This window comes from Synechococcus sp. MIT S9451, assembly GCF_047304725.1.
GTDB lineage: Bacteria > Cyanobacteriota > Cyanobacteriia > PCC-6307 > Cyanobiaceae > Synechococcus_C.
This window is the reverse complement of record NZ_CP138971.1, coordinates 787,225-806,345: the sequence shown is the minus strand read 5'-3', so window position 1 is coordinate 806,345 and position 19,121 is coordinate 787,225. Positions and strand designations below refer to the sequence as shown.

The following is a 19,121-nucleotide window of genomic DNA, read 5'->3' as shown; positions in this document are numbered from 1 at the left end:
ACTTCAGACTTCCGTCATGATTTTGCACCACGCCCCAGCGGCCGCTCACGAGACCTCAAGGCGACGGGGCAACGCCTGCTCATACGTGGATGCCAACGCATCCACCGACAGAGTCAACACAGACTGCCCCTCACAGGTGATGGAGAGCTGATCATGATCAGCCACGGATCCCAGTCGCTGCAGCGGAACATCGACAGAGGACAGCAAAGCTTGCCAGTCCTCCCATCGCTCCGATTTCACCGACACCACAATGCGGGCTCCACCTTCTGCGAACAAACGTCGCTGCAACGACGCCGGAGAAGCTCCCAACTTGATCTCAACGCCTTGCCCAGAAGCTAACGACGCTTCCGCCAGGGTTACCGCCAGACCTCCATCACTGCAGTCATGAGCGGAAGCGAGCAACCCTTGCGCAATGGCTTCACGCACAAGGGCCTGGACGCTGACCTCCAAGCCGAGATCGATCCGTGGGGGACGACCGGTAAGCAAGCCGTGAATGACACCTTGGTAAGCGCTACCGCCAAACCCGACCCGATCATCCTCAGGATGCTCACCCGAGACCCCAAGCATCACAATCGGATCACCGGGCTGACGCCAAGCCATACCGCACACCCGATTGATGTCGTCCACCAAGCCCACCATGCCCACCACAGGAGTGGGATGAATGGGTGTGAGGGTGCCGTCGTCGCCGCGGGTTTCGTTGTAGAGAGAAACGTTCCCTCCAGTCACCGGAGTGTTGAGCGCACGACACGCTTCTGACAATCCTCGACAAGCCAGGGCGAGCTGCCAATAACCACGATCGGTCTCTGGGGAGGGGAAGTTGAGGTTGTCGGTGACCGCGAGGGGCTCAGCACCGACACAACTGAGATTGCGAGCAGACTCAGCCACCGCTGCGATGGCGCCGCGTTCTGGATCAAGAGCCACCCAGCGGTTGGGACAATCGACCGTTGCAGCCACGCCACGGACCGTGGTCTGCAGGGAGGCCTCACCTTGCTGTGGTCGAAGCCGCACCACAGCGGCATCAGCCCCACCGGATGGAACCACGGTGTTGGCCAAAACCTGCTGGTCGTACTGGCGATAGACCCAACGCTTACTGGCGATCGTGGGATCATCCAGCAGCTTGAGCAGGTCAGTACCCCAGTCATGGCCAACAGGCGCCGGGGGTAGATCGGCATCACACCAGGTCCAGTGCTGCTGGAGATCAGCCGGGGGTTCAGCCAGCAGTTCGTGATGGTTGATCGGGGTGTCCTCCGCCAGAGCCCGAGAGGGCACCTCAGCAGCAACCTCGCCATGCTGCAACACCCGCACAACCGGTTCCTCCAACACACGACCGACCACAGCAGCCTGAAGGCCCCAGCGCCGGAAACGTTCCATCAGCGGCTCCTCCCGACCGGCGCGCACCACAAACAACATGCGCTCCTGAGATTCGGACAGGAGGTACTCATAAGCAGTCATGCCCTCTTCACGGGCAGGAACCTTGTCGAGGTCGAGCTCCACGCCCACATCCCCCTTCGCAGCCATCTCTGAACAGCTGCAGGTCAACCCGGCCGCCCCCATGTCCTGGGCAGCCACCACATCTCCAGTCTGGAACGCCTCCAGACAGGCTTCAATCAAACCTTTCTCGAGAAAAGGATCACCCACCTGAACAGCAGGGCGGTCATCCAAAGAAGCAGCACTTAGTTCAGCACTGGCGAAACTGGCTCCACCCATGCCATCACGACCGGTGGTGCTGCCGACATAGACGACGGGATTACCGACACCGGAGGCGCCGGACTTGACGATGTCGTCGGTCTCCATCAAGCCCAAAGCCATGGCATTCACCAGGGGATTGCCGCTGTAAGAGGCATCGAACGCCACCTCTCCTCCCACGGTGGGCACGCCAACGCAGTTGCCGTAATGGGCGATGCCGGCAACCACACCCTCAACGAGACCGCGGGTGCTGGTTTCCTCCAAGGGCCCGAAGCGAAGGGCATTGAGCAGGGCGATCGGGCGAGCACCCATGGTGAAGATGTCTCGGAGAATGCCACCCACACCAGTGGCTGCGCCTTGGAAGGGCTCCACAGCAGAGGGATGGTTGTGGCTTTCGATCTTGAAGGCAAGGCGATGGCCATCGCCGAGATCCACCACTCCTGCGTTCTCTCCAGGCCCCACCAAGATGCGCGGTCCTTCCGTAGGGAAACCACTGAGCAGAGGCCGGGAATTGCGATAACAGCAGTGCTCCGACCACATCACGCCAAACATCCCCAGCTCCGCACGGTTGGGATCTCGACCAAGACGACGCTGAATCTCCAGGTAATCGTCCTCGGTAAGTCCCTCCTGGCGGAGAGCGGCGGCCACATCAAACGGCATTGCCGATTCAAGGGACTGGACCACAGGGTGGATTTCAGCTTCTACCAGTGTTGCCGACTGTGGTCTCAGACCCAGGGATCAGAATCCGACTCCTCCTGCGGATCGGGAGCGGACGAATGGGGACGACCGCGGCGAGGTCGCCTGGAGCGAGGGGGATCCTCTCTCCAATCAGACTCATCCCAACCATTGAGAGGATCATCAAGATCCTCATTGAGAGGCTCGAGAGGCGAAGCAAATTCAGATGTCTGATCTCGCACGGACTCAGGTGTCGTGGCATAGGAACCCTCCCAATCACCGGAGTCATCCCAATGGTCGGCGTTGTCCTGATCACGCTCCACCCAACCTGCGGTGCCATCCCAAGGGGGCTCTTCCAGCCAGCCTTCCAAGCGCTCACCAGCCCGATCTCCGATCTGCTGAATCTGCTCACGCCAATGCTTTGATCGACGCAGTAGGTCTTGACGGACGCTTGAGCGTGCCAGCGGTAAGTCATCGAGAGCTGAGAGACCGGTGGTGACCAAACCCGGCTGCTGATCGAGAATCCGATCAGTCGTCAGCCGCCAGCGACTGCTACCAGGAAGACGCGGATCGCTTCGAGACACGAGGTAGTGGAGGATCTTGCCGGTGGCAGGCACGAACGTGAGGTCGGCAATCTGGCCCAGACGCTCACCATGCCGATCCACCAGATCAGCATCAATCAGAGTCGGAAGCCGCTCCAAAGTGAGCTGATCACTGACTGAGGGAAGCCCTTTCACAAACACTTCCTGGTCGGAGATGCCACGCCATTGATCCAGACGCCAGACATCACGACTGTTGCGAAGGGCGGAAGGACGGCTCACCCAACCAAGCAACCGATGCACTGGCGGATGCATCCAAGCCATCACACCAGCTCCATGGTCGATGCCCTGATCACAACGCACCCTGTGGTGCAGCAGATCACTCAACAGGACCTGATCCGGAAGCTCCACGGTGACGGACGTTCGAGGGTGTCAATTGCGGATCTGAACGGGCATCACCAGATAGGTGAACCCTGCTTCATTATCGGCGGGTGTGAGGATCGCCGGTGTGGTTGGGGCATTGCACTGAAGCGAGATCCGATCTCCCTCCATGGCTTTGAGGCCATCGAGGACATAGCGCACATTGAAGGCAATCTGCACAGCCTCTCCAGTGAGCGTGGCCGGTAGTGATTCCGATCCACTACCCACATCCTGTGCATCAGCACTGATCTGCACCAGACCCGCAGTGGGATCCGTGCTGATCCTCACCACGTTGTTGTGCTGATCAGCAAGCACGGCCACCCGTTCCAAGGCCGCCATGAATGGACGGCGTTCCAAATCAATCGTGCGGGTGAACCCATCGGGGATGAGCTGCCGATAATTCGGATAGGTGCCTTCCAAGGTGCGGCTCGTGACCATCTGGTCAGCAGCGAGCACAACCACCTGGCCGCGGTCATAAAAGAGCGTGACTGGATCATCACTTTTCCAGCCAGCAATCAGACGCTCCACCTCACGCAAGGAACGAGCTGGCAGGGTGACAGCAAGAGAACCATCGTCAGACGTGATCCCCTCCGCTGATCCAGCGGCGGTTGGATCGTCCTGCAACGCATCGTTCACCGTCAAAACGGCAAGACGGTGGCCATCGGTAGATGCCGCTTCGAGATGACGCCCTTCGAAGCGAAGGTGAACGCCTGTGAGGAGCTGTTTTGCTTCGTCAGCGCTACTCGCAAACAAGGTTCCTCGCAGAGCCTGAACCAGCGAGACTGCATCCACACGCAGAGCGGTGCCGTTTTCAACCAGCGGCAGATCAGGAAATTCATCAGCCGGCATGGCGCGCATTTGGTAACTGCCGCTCAAGCTGGTGAGCTCGACCTGCTCGGAAGCTTCATCTGTGGCCAGGGTGATTGGTGAATCAACAGAAAGCCGTGAAACGATCTCGCCTAGCAAACGGGCAGGCAGTGTCACGGCGCCGCTCGCTTCAACCGATGCCGATAGAGAAGTCTGAATGCCGAGATTGAGATCAAATCCGGTGAGGCTGAGGCGACCCGTGCCTGCATCAGCAGTGAGCAGAACATTGGCCAGTACCGGGTGGGTTGGGCGAGATGCCACAGCACGACTTACCAGTTGGAGGGCTGTATTGAGCTCCGCCTGGGAACAGACCAGTTTCATGGAGTCAACGTCCCGACCAAGTGTCCTGAAGAGCTCCCACGGTTTCACAGGCTGAGGAGATGTGCAACGGCCAGAGCATTTGGATCGGCATCATCCGTCTTTTGGATTTGATGATTTTTAAAACCAAATAAAACAGCCGTAGTCGGTCCTGGGGAAAGCGTGGAAAACCGTTCAGAATCCAGTTGGATCCTGATTGGTTGCTTTCACAGGCCTGGGGAAGTGGCTTCAGCGAATGCGGAGAACCTCTCGTTTTGCACAGCTTCCACAGCCTGGGGAAAGAATCACTTGTCGAGCCGGGGGGAGTTGTCAGCCGTTTTCCACCATTTTTTTGTGGCTTTTCTGGCGTCTTCCGCAGCCGCTTTGTCGGGTGGTTCGCCGAAGAGCAACCTCTCAGAGTGACGTCGACCCATCAAAAAGCCCCTACCTAGAGGGGCCAGATCGAGAGATTGATCCAGAGCTGCACAGCTCAGAAACCCATCACCTTGGCCACGGTCTCGAGATTTGGATCCAGATCTGTATGGAAGGCGGCATCGTTGTTGTTGATGGCACAGTCCGGATCCTTGAGTCCATTGCCGGTCAGTACACACACCACCGTGGCCCCTTCAGGCACTTCGGCAGACCGCTTCAGCAAACCTGCGACGGAGGCAGCGCTGGCTGGTTCGCAGAAGATCCCTTCTTGGCCACCCAGCAGCTTGTAGGCCTCGATGATTTCGGCGTCGGTGACGTCGAGGAAGGCGCCGTTGCTGCCTTCGCGGGCGGCAAGAGCCTTGTCTCGGTTCACCGGGTTACCGATTCGGATCGCGGTGGCGATGGTGTTGGGATCCTCCACGGTGGTGTTGTGGACGAGAGGAGCTGATCCGCTGGCCTGGAAACCCATCATTCGGGGCAGTGTGCGGCTGTGGCCTGCCTGGTAATACTCCTGGAAGCCCATCCAATACGCCGTGATGTTGCCGGCATTCCCCATCGGAATGCAAAGCCAATCGGGGGCATTGCCAAGGGCATCGATCACCTCAAAAGCAGCGGTTTTTTGACCCTGCAGGCGGTAGGGATTCACCGAGTTCACCAGGGTGACCGGATAGCTTTCGGCTGCTTCCCTCACGATGTCGAGAGCACGGTCGAAGTTGCCACGGATGGCCAGTACCTCAGCTCCGTAGACGAGGGCCTGGGCCAGTTTCCCTTGGGCGACATAGCCATCTGGGATCAAGACAAACGCCCGCATCCCGGCACGCCGGGCATAGGCGGCTGCGGCTGCGGACGTGTTGCCCGTGCTGGCGCAGATCACTGCTTCACAGCCGACTTCCTTGGCTTTGCTGATTGCCATGGTCATGCCCCGGTCTTTGAAGGAGCCGGTGGGGTTGAGACCGTCGTATTTGACGTAGACCTTGACGCCTCGACCGATCCTTTCGGCCACCGAAGGGACGGGAATGAGGGGAGTGGCACCTTCATGCAGGGTCACCACAGGCGTGGCATCTGAAACCGGCAACCAGCCTCGATAGGCTTCAATCAGGCCGGGCCAGTCCTGCATGACGGGTCCGGTGATCAGACGCCTGCGGAGGTTCTGCAGCAGAGACACCGGCGAATGGCAAGGGACCAGAGGAATCTATGTCTCAGGGTTGGGCGTCCTTGAGGCCGTCGAGTGGGGATTCTGAGAAAAATTGCACCAGACCTGAAATTGATTGAGCCTTTTCAATCACAGCCATCAACGCCGGGATGTTGACCTCCATCACTTCAGCTGGATAGGCCTCTAGAAACTTGATGGCTGTTAGGCCGCCGTCGCCGATTTGTAGTCCGTTGATCACGCCGGCCCTGATTGCAGGCACGCTCACTTCCGGTGCAGGAACCATCAGCGGATAGATGATTCGAGCCACCCGGCGGATGATCACATCACCGATTCGGGTCGACATCAGCCGACTGGTGAGTACAAGCGGCAGATTCAGTTCCTGGTTGAGCAATTTGGCGACGTCTTCAGGGTTCTGATTGCTCAGGCGGAGGATATCCACCATCAGTCCCCTGGGCTTACCAGTCTCAGCCAGGTAGGCAAGATCGGCCACGGAGATCGAACGACGAAAGGCTCCGCTCACCAGAGCGACATCTTTGGCTGCTTGGCTTGGTGGGCTGGCGATGGCTCCAAGGCCCGTCAGGGTCACTCCCACTCCAGTGCACAGAGCCAGCAGCCGGCGGCGACGCGTCTTGGACGAATGATTCACAGCTGACTGGCGGATGGCCTTTTCTTTGTCTGTGAAATTTAGGCAGGGATTCCAGCGGCCACCTTCACTAGGCGGACAACTCCGCGTTCGGCCAGTCCCTTCGCCACTTGTGCTCCCATCCGGCGGGCATCCGGTTCGCGGATCAATCGGGGCAGACGTTTGAGGACAAGATCGGGGCTGAAGCCTGGTAATTGCTGCAACACGACCAGGAGTTGGCGGATTGGTTCGAGGTCAAGCAACTGTTCCTGTTCGATGCCCCAACTGCTCGTGTTGCTGATTAGCGCTGGTTGCAGAGCCCGGGGGAGTTGGCGTCCGAGACGTTGAACGGTCAGCCAGCCAAGAGCATCGAGTCGCTCCACCACCGCTTCGACTAACTGCGTTCGCAACAGTCCGCCGTTGGCAGAGAAAAGAAAATCGAGCACTTGATCGAGAAGGGTGTCTAAATCGAGTTGGGCCTGACTGGCTGCACTGGCCACCAGGTTTTCCAGCCGAGTCCAGCGGAATGCTTCACCGTCGAAGAGCATTTCCTTCAGGCTTTGACGCAGCTGGGGATCCGGGTCCTCCATGAGGCGCTGGGCGAAATACGGATAGGCGGCCCCAAGAATTTTGAACTCTGGATCCACACTCAGGGCAATGCCTTCCAGCGTGACTAATGAGCGGATGATCAGGGCGTAATAGGGCGGCACCCGGAACGGGAATTTGTACATCACCCCCGACATGTCGTCGGTGACGCTCTTGAAGTCCATGCGGTTGACCCCCATTTCCAGGGCTTGGCTGAACACCGATTCGAAGGCCGGAACGATGGGTTCGAGATTCACATCTTCAGCGAGGAAGCCGAGGGTGACGAAATCTTTGGAGAGCTGAGCGAAATTGCGGTTCACCAGGTGCACAACAGCCTGGATTAAGCCGGTGCGCGATTCTCGGCTCACCTCACTCATCATTCCGAAATCGAGATAGCAGAGGCGGCCGTCTTCGAGAGCTAGCAGGTTGCCTGGGTGTGGATCGGCATGGAAAAAACCATGTTCCAGTAATTGCTGCAAGCTGCAGCTCACGCCCACTTCGACCATGTCATCTGGATCGATGCCGAGGGCGCGCACGGCACTGAGATTGGTCAGTTTCACGCCGTCAATCCACTCCATCGTCAGCACCCGGCGACTGGTGGAGTCCTGATAGATGGCAGGAACGGCGATGCGCGGATTTTGGTGGTGCAGTTCGCGGAATCGTTCGGCGTTCGCTGCCTCGTTCAAGTAGTCCATCTCTTCGAACACCCGTCGACCCAGTTCGTCGATCAGAGCCACCAGATCACTGCGGATTAGGCCGATATTGCTGTTCAGCCAGGCGGCAATATTCCTAACGATGTAGAGATCCAGAGTGATTTGCTCGCGTAGACCCGGTCGTTGCACCTTCACAGCGACGGCCTGGCCGCTCATCAGCACACCGCGGTGCACCTGGCCGAGAGAGGCCGCGGAAATTGGCTCACGCTCGAGATCCTTGAAAATTTCTTCGATTGGAGCGCCAAGGTCCTCTTCGATGCACGCCATCGCCAGATCACTGTCGAATCCAGGCAGTTGATCTTGTAGTTGGGCTAGTTCCTCCAGCAGAACGGGGGGAATGATGTCTGGACGCGTGGACAAGGCCTGTCCAGCCTTAATAAAGGCAGGCCCCAGTTCGACCAAAAGTTCGGCGCATTCTTTTGCACGGTTACGGGCTCGTTCAGGACTCTTCAATAGACCCAGAACCCAATCAGTCGCTAATCCCAGCAGCAGTAGGCCGATGGGTACCAGGGTTTGCCACAGCCTTCGCAGCAGCCGTTGGGGGTGACCGGCATAAATGCGTGTGATCGCAGCTGGGTCGTAGCTGAGCAGACCAGCGGCTTCGATGAAATCACCTAGTTCCTGTTCGATCACAGCCGGCATTGGCAGTGACCCCCTTCTAAACGAGCTGAGCAGCCGCTACGGTCAATCCGATCACCAGGAGCTGCCGTGCTAGCCGGTCTGCGACTGCACAACATTGCTCTGATTGAGAGCCTGGAGCTTGATTTCGAGCCGGGTTTCACGGTGCTGACCGGTGAAACGGGTGCTGGTAAATCGCTGTTGCTTGACGCCCTTGATGCGGTGCTCGGCGGACTTCAGGGAACAGCGGCCACTCGTTTGGTGCGTGGTGGTGAGCCACGAGCCGGAATCGAAGCCCGTTTCACTCCCAGTGATGGCGTCATCGATTGGTTACAGCAGCAGCAACTGGCTTGGGACGCTGATGACGACGATGGGTCTGATGCTCTGGTGGTGAGCCGTGAGTGGCGCCGACAGGATGAGCGTCTGTCCTGTCGCTTTCGGATCAACGGTGTGGCGGTCAATCGCCAGCAGGTGCTTGGGCTGCGGCCACTGCTCATCGATCTCACTGTTCAGGGGCAGACCCAGCAGTTAGCTCGGCCGGGTCAGCAACGTCGCTGGCTGGATCGGCTTGGGGCAGCACCATTGGTAACTGCTCTAGCCGAGGTGCGCGTGACGTGGCTTCAATGGCGAGAAGCCTCTGCGCTGTTGGACCAGGCGCGTCAACAGGCGGATCAGTGGCAGGAGCAGCTGGAGGAACGTCAGGCGTTGCTGGCGGAGCTGGAGGCCGCGGCCCTCAACGATTGCGATGAGCTCAAACAACTCAGTGCTGAACAGGATCGCCTCGTGCATGGTGTGCGTCTGCAGGAGGGCCTGGCGCAATTGATCGGACGCCTTCAGGACGGTGCCGACCAGGCTCCGTCCGCCATGGATCATTTGTTGGCCTGTTGCCATGAGCTCCAGCAGATGCAACTGCTGGATCCTTCTTTGCAGTCCCTCAGTGGGCAATGCCTTGATTTGGAGTCTGGATTACGGGATCTGATTCGAGAGCTCGAGAGCTATGGAGCTGTTCTCGATAGTGATCCCGCCCGGCTGAGTGAATTGCAGGATCGGCTTGCCCTGCTCAAGCGGTTGGAGCGTCGTCATGGCTTGGATCTGGCGGGTCTGTGTCGGTTGACCGATGCACTGCGGGATCAGCTGACAGAAGGTGGTGCAGATGCGGCTCTTGATCAGTTGCTTGCCGATGAGACCAAGGCACGTCTCGAAAGGGATGCGGCTAATCATCGTTTGACGCAGTTGCGGGAGCAGGCTGCCAGTGATCTGGAGCAGAGCCTGCTCAATCACCTCCGGCCGATGGGGTTGGCGAATGTTCGCTTTCAAGTGGCAATCACAGCCTGTGATCCCAGTGAAATAGGGGCTGATGCCGTCAATTTCCTCTTTTCCGCCAATCCCGGTCAGCCTCTCGCTCCACTGGCTGAAGTGGCTTCAGGCGGTGAGATGTCTCGGTTTCTGCTGGCGCTCAAAACCTGTCTTGCCGGTGTGGATGGTTCCAGTTCTTTGCTCTTCGATGAGATCGACTCTGGTGTGAGTGGTCGGGTCAGTGGGGCGATGGCTGATTTGCTGCGCACGATGGCTAGCCGTCGACAGGTCTTCTGTGTGACCCATCAACCGCTGGTTGCTGCTGCTGCCGATCACCATTTCCGTGTCAGTAAAACCGTCGTTGACGGTCAGACCCGTTCGCGAGTGTCCCAGCTGCGGGACACTCAGGCCAGGCAGCAGGAACTGGCGGAGCTTGCCGGCGGTGATCTTGGTGAAGCGCGTGCTTATGCCGCAAGTCTTTTGGATCAGCGGGCGGCCTGACCAATCGGTCCCTCAGTCTCTCTACACTGCTGGGCTGCTGACGAGCGCTGCATGCGGCCTGTTGCTTCCAACTCGACGGATGCTGAGTTCAGGCCGCCGGTGAATCTTGCTGGAAGTTCATCGGAAGGTGTGATCCGGGTGCGTGGAGCCCGTCAGCACAATCTCAAGAATGTCGACGTCACCATCCCTCGCAACAAGATGGTGGTGTTCACCGGTGTGAGCGGGAGCGGTAAGAGCTCGTTGGCTTTCGACACGATCTTCGCTGAGGGTCAGCGACGGTACGTGGAGAGTCTTTCCGCCTACGCCCGCCAGTTCCTCGGACAGGTGGATAAGCCGGATGTGGATGCGATTGAGGGGCTTTCCCCTGCGATCTCCATCGATCAGAAATCCACTAGCCATAACCCCCGTTCGACGGTGGGAACGGTCACTGAGATTCAGGACTATCTGCGCTTGCTTTTCGGTCGTGCCGGAGAGCCTCATTGCCCGAAGTGTGGACGTTCAATCCGGCCTCAGACCATCGATGAGATGGTCGATCAGATCCTCACCTTGCCGGAGGCCACCCGGTATCAGCTGCTGGCACCGGTGGTGCGCGGTAAGAAGGGCACCCACAGCAAGTTGATTAGTGGTTTGGCTGCTGAGGGCTTTGCTCGTGTTCGCATCAACGGAGAGGTGCGTGAGCTTGCCGACAACATTGAGCTGGATAAGAACCAGAGCCACAACATCGAAGTGGTCGTTGATCGTTTGGTGGCTCGGGAGGGAATCCAGGAACGCCTCACCGATTCCCTGCGCACAGCGTTGAAGCGCGGCGACGGCTTGGCCTTAGTGGAGGTGGTGCCGAAGAAAGGCGAAGAGCTTCCCGAAGGTCTGGAACGCGAGCGTCTTTATTCCGAGAACTTTGCGTGTCCGGTTCACGGCGCCGTGATGGAAGAGCTGTCACCACGGCTCTTTTCTTTCAACAGCCCTTACGGAGCCTGCGAGGCTTGTCATGGCATCGGTCATTTACGCAAGTTCACCGCGGAGAGGGTGGTGCCCGATCCATCCTTGCCCGTCTATGCCGCTGTTGCTCCCTGGGCTGAGAAAGATAATTCCTACTACTTCTCCCTGCTGTACTCCGTTGGCGAAGCCTTCGGCTTTGAGATCAAAACCCCCTGGCAAGAGCTCACGGATGAGCAGCGAGATGTGTTGCTGCATGGCAGTCGTGAACCGATTCTGATCCAGGCCGATAGCCGCTTTCGCAAGAGCTCTGGCTACACGCGCCCGTTCGAGGGCATTCTCCCCATCTTGGAGCGACAACTCCGCGATGCCAGCGGGGAGGCCCAGCGCCAAAAGTTGGAGAAGTATCTCGAGTTGGTGCCGTGCGCCAGTTGCGCCGGTCAGCGCCTGCGGCCAGAAGCCTTGGCAGTAAAGGTTGGCCCGTTCAGGATTCCTGAGCTCACGGCTGTGAGTGTGGGTCAGACCCTGGAGCGAATTGAACAGCTGATGGGTGTGGGGGCTTCCGAGGGATGTGAGCCACTGCTGAATCCTCGCCAGATGCAAATCGGTGATCTGGTGCTTCGCGAGATCCGCATGCGTCTGCGCTTTCTGCTGGATGTGGGCCTCGACTACCTGAGTTTGGATCGGCCGGCGATGACGCTTTCAGGTGGTGAAGCGCAGCGCATCCGGCTCGCGACTCAGATCGGTGCAGGACTCACCGGTGTGCTGTACGTGCTTGATGAACCCAGCATCGGCTTGCACCAGCGTGATAACGATCGACTGCTGGCCACGCTGCATCGTTTGCGCGACCTGGGAAACACTCTGGTTGTCGTGGAGCACGATGAGGACACGATCCGGGCCGCTGATCACCTCGTTGATATCGGCCCAGGAGCGGGTGTACACGGTGGTCATATCGTTGCTGAGGGCAACCTGAAGGAACTGCTTGAAGCTGAGCAGTCACTCACCGGTGCCTATCTCAGCGGTCGGCGATCCATTCCGACGCCGGCAGAGCGGCGCCATGGGAGTACTCGCAGCCTCAAGTTGCTCAATTGCACACGCAACAATCTTTGCGATGTCAGTGTTGAGTTTCCGCTTGGCAGGCTCGTTTCGGTGACCGGTGTGAGCGGGAGCGGTAAGAGCACTCTGGTGAACGAGCTGTTGCATCCCGCGCTGGAGAACGGTTTGGGTCACAAGGTGCCTTTTCCAGCCGGTTTGGGTGAATTGCGTGGTCTCAAATCGATCGACAAGGTGATCGTGATTGATCAGTCACCGATCGGTCGCACCCCTCGCTCTAATCCAGCCACTTACACGGGTGCTTTTGATCCGATTCGTCAGGTGTTCGCTGCCACGGTGGAGGCCAAGGCCCGCGGCTATCAGGTGGGACAGTTCAGCTTCAACGTCAAGGGTGGTCGCTGCGAGGCCTGTCGTGGTCAGGGCGTGAACGTGATTGAGATGAATTTTCTGCCGGATGTTTATGTGCAATGCGACGTCTGTAAGGGGGCTCGCTTCAACCGTGAAACCTTGCAGGTCACCTACAAGGGCCACACCATCGCTGACGTTCTAGAGATGACGGTGGAGCAGGCCGCTGAAGTGTTCTCGGCGATCCCCCAGGCAGCGGACCGTCTGCGCACCCTGGTGGATGTGGGGCTCGGTTACGTCAAACTCGGGCAGCCGGCGCCCACGTTGTCGGGCGGTGAGGCCCAGCGCGTGAAGCTGGCGACGGAGTTGTCCCGGCGGGCCACTGGCAAGACCCTCTACCTGATCGATGAGCCCACCACAGGTTTGAGCTTCTATGACGTGCACAAGCTCATGGATGTGATGCAGCGGCTTGTGGATAAGGGCAATTCGATTATCTGCATCGAGCACAATCTGGATGTGATTCGTTGTTCCGACTGGTTGATCGATCTTGGTCCTGAAGGGGGCGACAAGGGTGGCCAAGTGTTGGTCTGTGGCACGCCGGAGGAGGTGGCCCAGCATCCGACCAGTCATACGGGTCGTTATCTGGCCAAGGTGCTTGAACAACATCCAGCGGAGATCCTTCCGGAGGCTGCGTGATCACAGTTTGGAAGCATGGTCTGCTCACTTCCACTCTGGTGGCGTTGAGCGGCGTTCTGATTGCTCTGATGCCTCTGCCGAGTCGTGCTATCGAACGCTTGCGCATGATCTTGCCCCTGTTGGAGACCGAGGTGAGCTTTGAGCTCGGCCAGGCGGAGACGGCTCAGCAGTTGTTACTGGCGAATCCAGATTTAGCGGAGCTTGATCGCGTTGGTGAGGGGGCGGTCACTCGGGTTCTGGAGCAGATGCTGACGGCTCCGCTGCCGGACCAGAGTGTTGGTTTCTTGAGCGAATCGGCCGGTCAGCCTTTGTTTGAGCAGGCCCTACTGGCGGCTTCAGAACTGATGGATGTCGAGGGTCTGTCGGGTCCCTTGACCGGTGCAGATCTGAGATCAGCTCTGAAGGCGGCCTACCGAGATGACCAGCCCAATCTCCTCGGTTTGCTGCGCCATCTACCGGGAACGACGGCATCGATTGATCTGCAGGCCTTGGTGTTCTATGCCAACCGTTTGGCACGTCATCAGCGTTCGGCTCAGCTGCTGATCGCTGCTGGCCGAGTGGAGCAGTCGGTTGATGTCGCTCTAGCGGCCGAGCTGTTGCAACGGCGAGGCTGGAGGCGCATGCAGACATCAATCGCGGCGGCCCATCGATCGCGGCCGCTTGAGCTCGTGATCCTCCAGCCCAGTGCTGACGCCAATGGTCAGTTAGTGGTGATCTCCCATGGCCTTTGGGATGAACCGGCCAGTTTTGCGGGTTGGGCCCAGTGGTTGGCTTCCCGTGGTTACACGGTGGTGTTGCCAGTTCATCAAGGCAGTGATCTGGCTCAGCAGCAGGCAATGTTGATGGGAGATCAGCCGCCACCGCAAGCCGATGAGTTGCGTCTTAGGCCGCTCGATGTCACCGCCTTGATTGATGCCGTGGCGGCCGGTGATCTCTTGCCTGGTGTTGGGCTCGATACCGATGCGGTGGCGATGGTGGGGCATTCCTGGGGAGCCACCACCACGTTGCAAGTGGCTGGTCTGCGCACGACCGATGAACAGCTGATGTCCCGTTGTCAGGATCCTCGAGATCCTGAACGCAACCTCAGTTGGCTGCTCCAGTGCAGTTGGCTCAAAGTGGCTTCGGATGGTTCTTTGGGGGACCCGCGTATCAAGGTGGCGGTTGCGGTTAGCCCGCCTTTGCGTCTTCTGTTTGATCCCGGTAGCGGCCATGAACTCACGGCCAAGGTGCTTTTGGTGAGTGGTAGTGGTGATTGGTTGGTGCCTTCCGGGCCGGAAGCGGTCACCCCATTGCGCAACGGTCGACCTCTGGCGAATGGCCACCGATTGGTTTTGGCATCGGGTGGTGGCCATTTCAATCTGCGTGCTCCCAGCGCAGCCACAACAGCGCCGGTGTTGGCACCATTGATTGAGGCATGGATCAACCAGCAGCTGCAACCTGCCTCGTCCTTTCGGTTTGATGGTGGAGGTTGGGGCAGTGATCGCATTCCCTTGGTGGATGTCACCTCCCAGCTATGAGTTGCGTCGGTTGTTAAACCAGTTGCATGGATCAGGCAACCGCTGAAAGTTTGCATTTGCTTAGCATTCAGACTGAGCCCCGTTTGCAGAGCAATCCCAGAAATGCCTGTGCTGGCATGGATTTGCGAGATTTCTTTGTTGGAGTTCGCTTGATTTCTCAGCTTTTTTTCACATTTTTGATGGTGGATGCCCCTAACCCTTGATCAGGCCTTTTGGTCTGTCGCGTTGTGCATTAGGGGTGAGTGTGGGATTCAAGTTGTTGCAACTGCACCTGCACGGTCTCTTCCGTTCCCGTGATCTTGAGCTTGGCCGTGATGCCGATACCGGTGGCCAGACCCTCTACGTTCTTGAACTTGCCCGTGGCCTGGCTGCTCGTCCGGAGGTCGAACGGGTCGAAGTGGTGACACGTTTGGTCCAGGACCGGCGGGTCTCCCAGGACTATGCACAGCCGCACGAGGAGATTGCTCCTGGAGCGTCCATCCTGCGCTTTCCTTTCGGACCGCGTCGTTATCTGCGCAAGGAGCAGCTCTGGCCCCATCTCGATGATCTGGCCGATCAGCTTGTGGCCCGTCTTCAGCAGCCTGAGCACAGACCCGACTGGATTCATGCGCATTACGCCGATGCTGGTTACGTCGGGGCATTAGTGAGTCGTCGCCTCGGAATCCCACTGGTGTTCACCGGTCATTCCCTTGGTCGCGAGAAGTTGCGACGCTTGCTCGCGGCAGGAGGCGATCACGATCAGATTGAGCAGTCGTATTCGATTAGTCGTCGTATCGATGCCGAGGAGCTTGCCTTGGCGCATGCGGATCTGGTGGTGACCAGTACCCGTCAAGAGGTCCAGGAGCAGTACGCCCGTTATGGCCGTTTTCAGGTTGAGCGCGCTGAAGTGGTTCCGCCTGGCGTGGATGCCCGTCGTTTTCATCCTCAACCCACCGGCGCAGAAGCTGAGGCATTGGATGCTCTCTTAGGGCCGTTCTTACGGGATCCGGAGTTGCCGCCCCTTTTGGCGATCTCCCGGGCTGTGCGACGTAAAAACATCCCTGCATTGGTCGAGGCTTTCGGACGTTCCGCCGTCCTCCGCGAACGCCAAATCTGGTGCTCGTGCTGGGTTGCCGGGAGGACCCCCGCCAGCTCGAGAAGCAGCAACGGGATGTGTTCCAGCAGGTTTTCGATCTGGTTGATCGTTATGACCTTTACGGCCAGGTGGCTTATCCGAAGCAACATCGCCGTGAGCAGATACCCGCCGTCTATCGCTGGGCGGCGCAGCGTCAGGGTCTGTTTGTGAATCCTGCTCTCACCGAGCCCTTTGGGCTCACCCTGCTTGAGGCTGCAGCCTGCGGTCTGCCGATGGTGGCCACCGATGACGGAGGTCCCCGCGACATCCTTGCCCGCTGCGAGAACGGATTGCTGGTGGATGTCACTGACCTCGAGGCCGTGCAGGACGGTCTTGAACAGGCTGGAGCCGATCAGGCCCGTTGGCATCGCTGGCGTGACAACGGTATTGAAGCCGTCAGCCGTCATTTCAGTTGGGATGCCCATATCTGCTCCTATCTCGCCCTGATGCAAGGCAAGCTGGAGGCACGTCAGCCGGCCGTGGCTCGCTCTGGTGATTCTTCAGCAGTGCCCAGTCGTCTGGCCGATCGCCTTTTCCTTCTCGATCTCGATCACAGCCTCGAGTTGCCGGCTGGGGATGGCTTGGTGGCTCTGCGCCAGCATCTGGAGAAGGACGCTCGGTCAGGACGCCCAAGTGCCCTTGGCATTCTCACGGGTCGGTCATTGGCTGTCGCCAGACATCGGTTCACTGAGTTACATCTGCCCGACCCAGGCGTGTGGATCACCCGAGCTGGCACAGAGATCGTTTACGGCCAGGAGAACAGCTCCGATCCAGAGTGGTCGCGCATGATCGCGGTGGATTGGAACCGCGAGCGGGTGGAAACGACCCTTCAGGATCTTGGAGCCCATTTGAAGCTGCAGGAACCTGAGCATCAGGGGGACTTCAAAGTGAGTTACCTGCTCCGTCAGTCTGGGGAAGGGATCCTTCCTCTGGTGCGCCAGCGATTGCGTCAGCGTCAACAGGCGGCGCGTCCGTCACTGCGCTGCCATTGGTTTCTGGATGTGGTGCCGATGCGGGCTTCGCGCAGCGAGGCGATCCGTTTCCTTTCCCTCCGTTGGGGTCTTCCCCTCGAGCGCATCTTGGTGGTGGCCAGTGAGCAGGGTGATGGTGAATTGGTACGGGGGCTTCCCGCCACTGTGGTGTTGGCGGAGCACGACCCCAGCCTGGACAGCTTCCGCCATCAACAAAGAGTGTTCTTCGCCAGCCGTCAGTCGATGTCAGGAGTGCTGGAGGGCCTCCAGCACTACCGATTCCTCAGCCGTCGTTGAGCTGCTGTCAACCGGGCATGACCTTGATCCTGCCGGCTGCCCGGTCAGCCTTGGTCTGCGCCTCAGCGACGTCTTGACCGCGGGCTAACACCACCCCCATGCGCCGGCCGGGGCGAGCATCAGGTTTGCCGAACAACAGCACCTGGCTATCGGCTTCTTCCAGGGCCTCTCCCACTCCGGAATAACGGACGCTAGGCAGCTGGGCATCCGCCAAGATCACACGGCTGGCTGAGGGGCTTTGGCATTGGATTGAAGGTATCGGGAGCCCTAGCACTGCCCTGAGGTGCAATTCGAACTCGCTCAGGTTCTGGCTGATCAGCGTGACTAGACCCGTGTCATGAGGCCGGGGTGAGAGTTCAGAGAACACCACGTCATCGCCGCACAGAAAGAATTCAACGCCGAACAGTCCCACGCCGCCGAGATTGTCGGTGACAGTGCGAGCCATGGTTTGAGCCTGGTTCAGTTGGGCGGCACTTAGAGCTGCGGGTTGCCAGCTGCACTGATAGTCACCGCCGCTTTGTTCATGGCCGATCGGTGGGCAGAACAGGGTGGGGCCATTGGCTTGGCGGATGGTGAGCAAGGTGATCTCTAACTCGAAGTTCAAGAATTCCTCGACGATCACCCGCTCGCTGCTGCCCCTGGCACCCGATACGGCGGTCTGCCAGGCCTGTTCCAGTTCGTCGACGTTGTGAACCACGCTTTGGCCTTTGCCGGACGAGCTCATCACCGGCTTCACCACCACGGGCCAGCCCAGGGGAATGGCGGCTGATCTCAGTTCTTCAAGGTTGGTGGCATAAGCGAAGCGGGCCGTGCGCAGTCCCAGTGCATCGGACGCCAGATCTCTGATGCGGTCGCGGTTCATGGTCACCGCCGTGGCTCTAGCCGTGGGGATCACCTGGATCCCCTCATCTTCAAGAGACTGCAAGGCGTCGACCGCCAGGGCTTCGATCTCGGGAATTACCACATCAGGTTTGTGGCGGCGCACCACGTCCTGCAAGGCCGCGGCATCCGTCATGGCGAACACCTCGGCTTGATCGGCGACTTGCATGGCAGGCGCCTGGGCATAGCGGTCGCAGGCGATCACCCGGCAGCCAAGGCGTTGGGCTGCGATCACCACTTCTTTGCCCAGTTCGCCGCTGCCTAGAAGCATCACGGTTTTGGGAAATAAGGTCATGGACGGCCAGGCATCAGCATGGTGCGATCTTCGCTCTTCGCCGGCCATGGCCTTCATCCTTGCCTTCACCACTGCCGGGGATGCGGCCGATGGTCTTTTGTTCGGCTGGGAGATCGCCAGCCTGCAGAAGTGGGCCCTGATTTATCTCGGAGTCTCGTCGTTGGCGTTTGTGGTGGTGTGGATCGTCGGTTACGTCCGTGAGCAGTGACGGTTTGCGGCTCAGTGGGGAAGATCAGGCATCAGGGTGAGCTGACGCTCTGGAGATTCCTCATTGACGAAGCCCCAAGCATCAAACACGTCTGGGGTGGGATGGGTGATGCGCTGCAGTCCTTTGCTGCGTTCCAGCTGGAAGCCTTCCTTGGCCATCCTTCGCATCAGGCTGGCGGCTTCCTCAAAGCGGGCGGCCATGGCTTCGAGGCTGGCGCAGTCGCTGGTGAGACCGGCTTCCTTCCAGGTGAAATAGGCCATTATTTGAGTTGACTCCTATGACACGAACTGTCGTTGTGGTTTGAGGCATTCATCGTTACTTAAGCACCATTTCAGTCGTCTGTGACTCCATTCTGTTTGGCTGATGTTCCGCAAGCCACTCATCAACCGTACGCTAAACATCAGTTCAG

The 19,121-nt window shown here is 59.0% G+C and carries 12 protein-coding genes and 1 pseudogene; 5 read left to right on the top strand and 8 right to left on the bottom strand.

Annotated elements, in window-relative coordinates; all coding sequences use genetic code 11:
- Positions 1-45: 45 nt before the first annotated feature.
- The 6 genes from purL to SIB72_RS04180 form a co-directional block, all read right to left on the bottom strand.
- A complete protein-coding gene (gene purL, locus SIB72_RS04205; protein WP_413744704.1) occupies positions 46-2,346 on the bottom strand; it encodes a phosphoribosylformylglycinamidine synthase subunit PurL in 2,301 nt (766 codons plus the stop codon).
- Between the two features lie 65 nt (positions 2,347-2,411).
- On the bottom strand, positions 2,412-3,311 hold the full coding sequence (locus tag SIB72_RS04200) for an RNA methyltransferase (RefSeq protein WP_244281506.1): 900 nt from the start codon (positions 3,309-3,311) through the stop codon (positions 2,412-2,414).
- A 21-nt stretch (positions 3,312-3,332) separates the two neighbouring features.
- Complete coding sequence (gene dnaN / locus SIB72_RS04195; protein WP_413744703.1) at positions 3,333-4,508, bottom strand: DNA polymerase III subunit beta; 1,176 nt, start codon at positions 4,506-4,508, stop codon at positions 3,333-3,335.
- A 466-nt stretch (positions 4,509-4,974) separates the two neighbouring features.
- A complete protein-coding gene (thrC, locus tag SIB72_RS04190; RefSeq protein ID WP_115119436.1) occupies positions 4,975-6,033 on the bottom strand; it encodes a threonine synthase in 1,059 nt (352 codons plus the stop codon).
- 82 nt (positions 6,034-6,115) lie between these two features.
- Positions 6,116-6,715 (bottom strand): alpha/beta hydrolase, encoded by a 600-nt coding sequence (locus SIB72_RS04185; RefSeq protein ID WP_413744702.1) that lies wholly within the window; start codon positions 6,713-6,715, stop codon positions 6,116-6,118.
- Positions 6,716-6,753: 38 nt separating this feature from the next.
- A complete protein-coding gene (locus SIB72_RS04180; RefSeq protein ID WP_413744701.1) occupies positions 6,754-8,631 on the bottom strand; it encodes an ABC1 kinase family protein in 1,878 nt (625 codons plus the stop codon).
- Between the two features lie 66 nt (positions 8,632-8,697).
- Here SIB72_RS04180 and recN point away from each other — a divergent pair, with 66 nt between their 5' ends.
- The 4 genes and pseudogenes from recN (at position 8,698) to SIB72_RS04160 (ending at position 17,330) form a co-directional block, all read left to right on the top strand.
- On the top strand, positions 8,698-10,404 hold the full coding sequence (recN, locus tag SIB72_RS04175) for a DNA repair protein RecN (protein WP_413744700.1): 1,707 nt from the start codon (positions 8,698-8,700) through the stop codon (positions 10,402-10,404).
- A 51-nt stretch (positions 10,405-10,455) separates the two neighbouring features.
- Complete coding sequence (gene uvrA / locus SIB72_RS04170) at positions 10,456-13,431, top strand: excinuclease ABC subunit UvrA (RefSeq protein WP_413744699.1); 2,976 nt, start codon at positions 10,456-10,458, stop codon at positions 13,429-13,431.
- The gene (locus SIB72_RS04165; RefSeq protein WP_413744698.1) at positions 13,428-14,948 is read left to right on the top strand and encodes an alpha/beta hydrolase family protein; all 1,521 of its coding nucleotides are present in this window, start codon (positions 13,428-13,430) and stop codon (positions 14,946-14,948) included. The genes uvrA and SIB72_RS04165 overlap by 4 nt, the downstream gene beginning before the upstream one ends.
- A 244-nt stretch (positions 14,949-15,192) precedes the next feature.
- Positions 15,193-17,330 (top strand): annotated as a pseudogene (locus SIB72_RS04160) (HAD family hydrolase).
- A 7-nt stretch (positions 17,331-17,337) separates the two neighbouring features.
- Here the strand turns inward: SIB72_RS04160 and purT are convergent.
- Positions 17,338-18,504 (bottom strand): formate-dependent phosphoribosylglycinamide formyltransferase, encoded by a 1,167-nt coding sequence (gene purT, locus SIB72_RS04155; RefSeq protein WP_413744697.1) that lies wholly within the window; start codon positions 18,502-18,504, stop codon positions 17,338-17,340.
- A gap of 46 nt (positions 18,505-18,550) precedes the next feature.
- Here purT and SIB72_RS04150 point away from each other — a divergent pair, with 46 nt between their 5' ends.
- Positions 18,551-18,712 carry a cytochrome B6 gene (locus SIB72_RS04150; RefSeq protein ID WP_413744696.1) on the top strand — a complete coding sequence of 54 codons (162 nt, stop codon included), beginning with the start codon at positions 18,551-18,553 and terminating at the stop codon, positions 18,710-18,712.
- A gap of 11 nt (positions 18,713-18,723) precedes the next feature.
- On the opposite strand, the gene SIB72_RS04145 is transcribed toward SIB72_RS04150, so the two are convergent.
- Positions 18,724-18,972 carry a hypothetical protein gene (locus SIB72_RS04145; protein ID WP_115119248.1) on the bottom strand — a complete coding sequence of 83 codons (249 nt, stop codon included), beginning with the start codon at positions 18,970-18,972 and terminating at the stop codon, positions 18,724-18,726.
- Positions 18,973-19,121 lie beyond the last annotated feature (149 nt).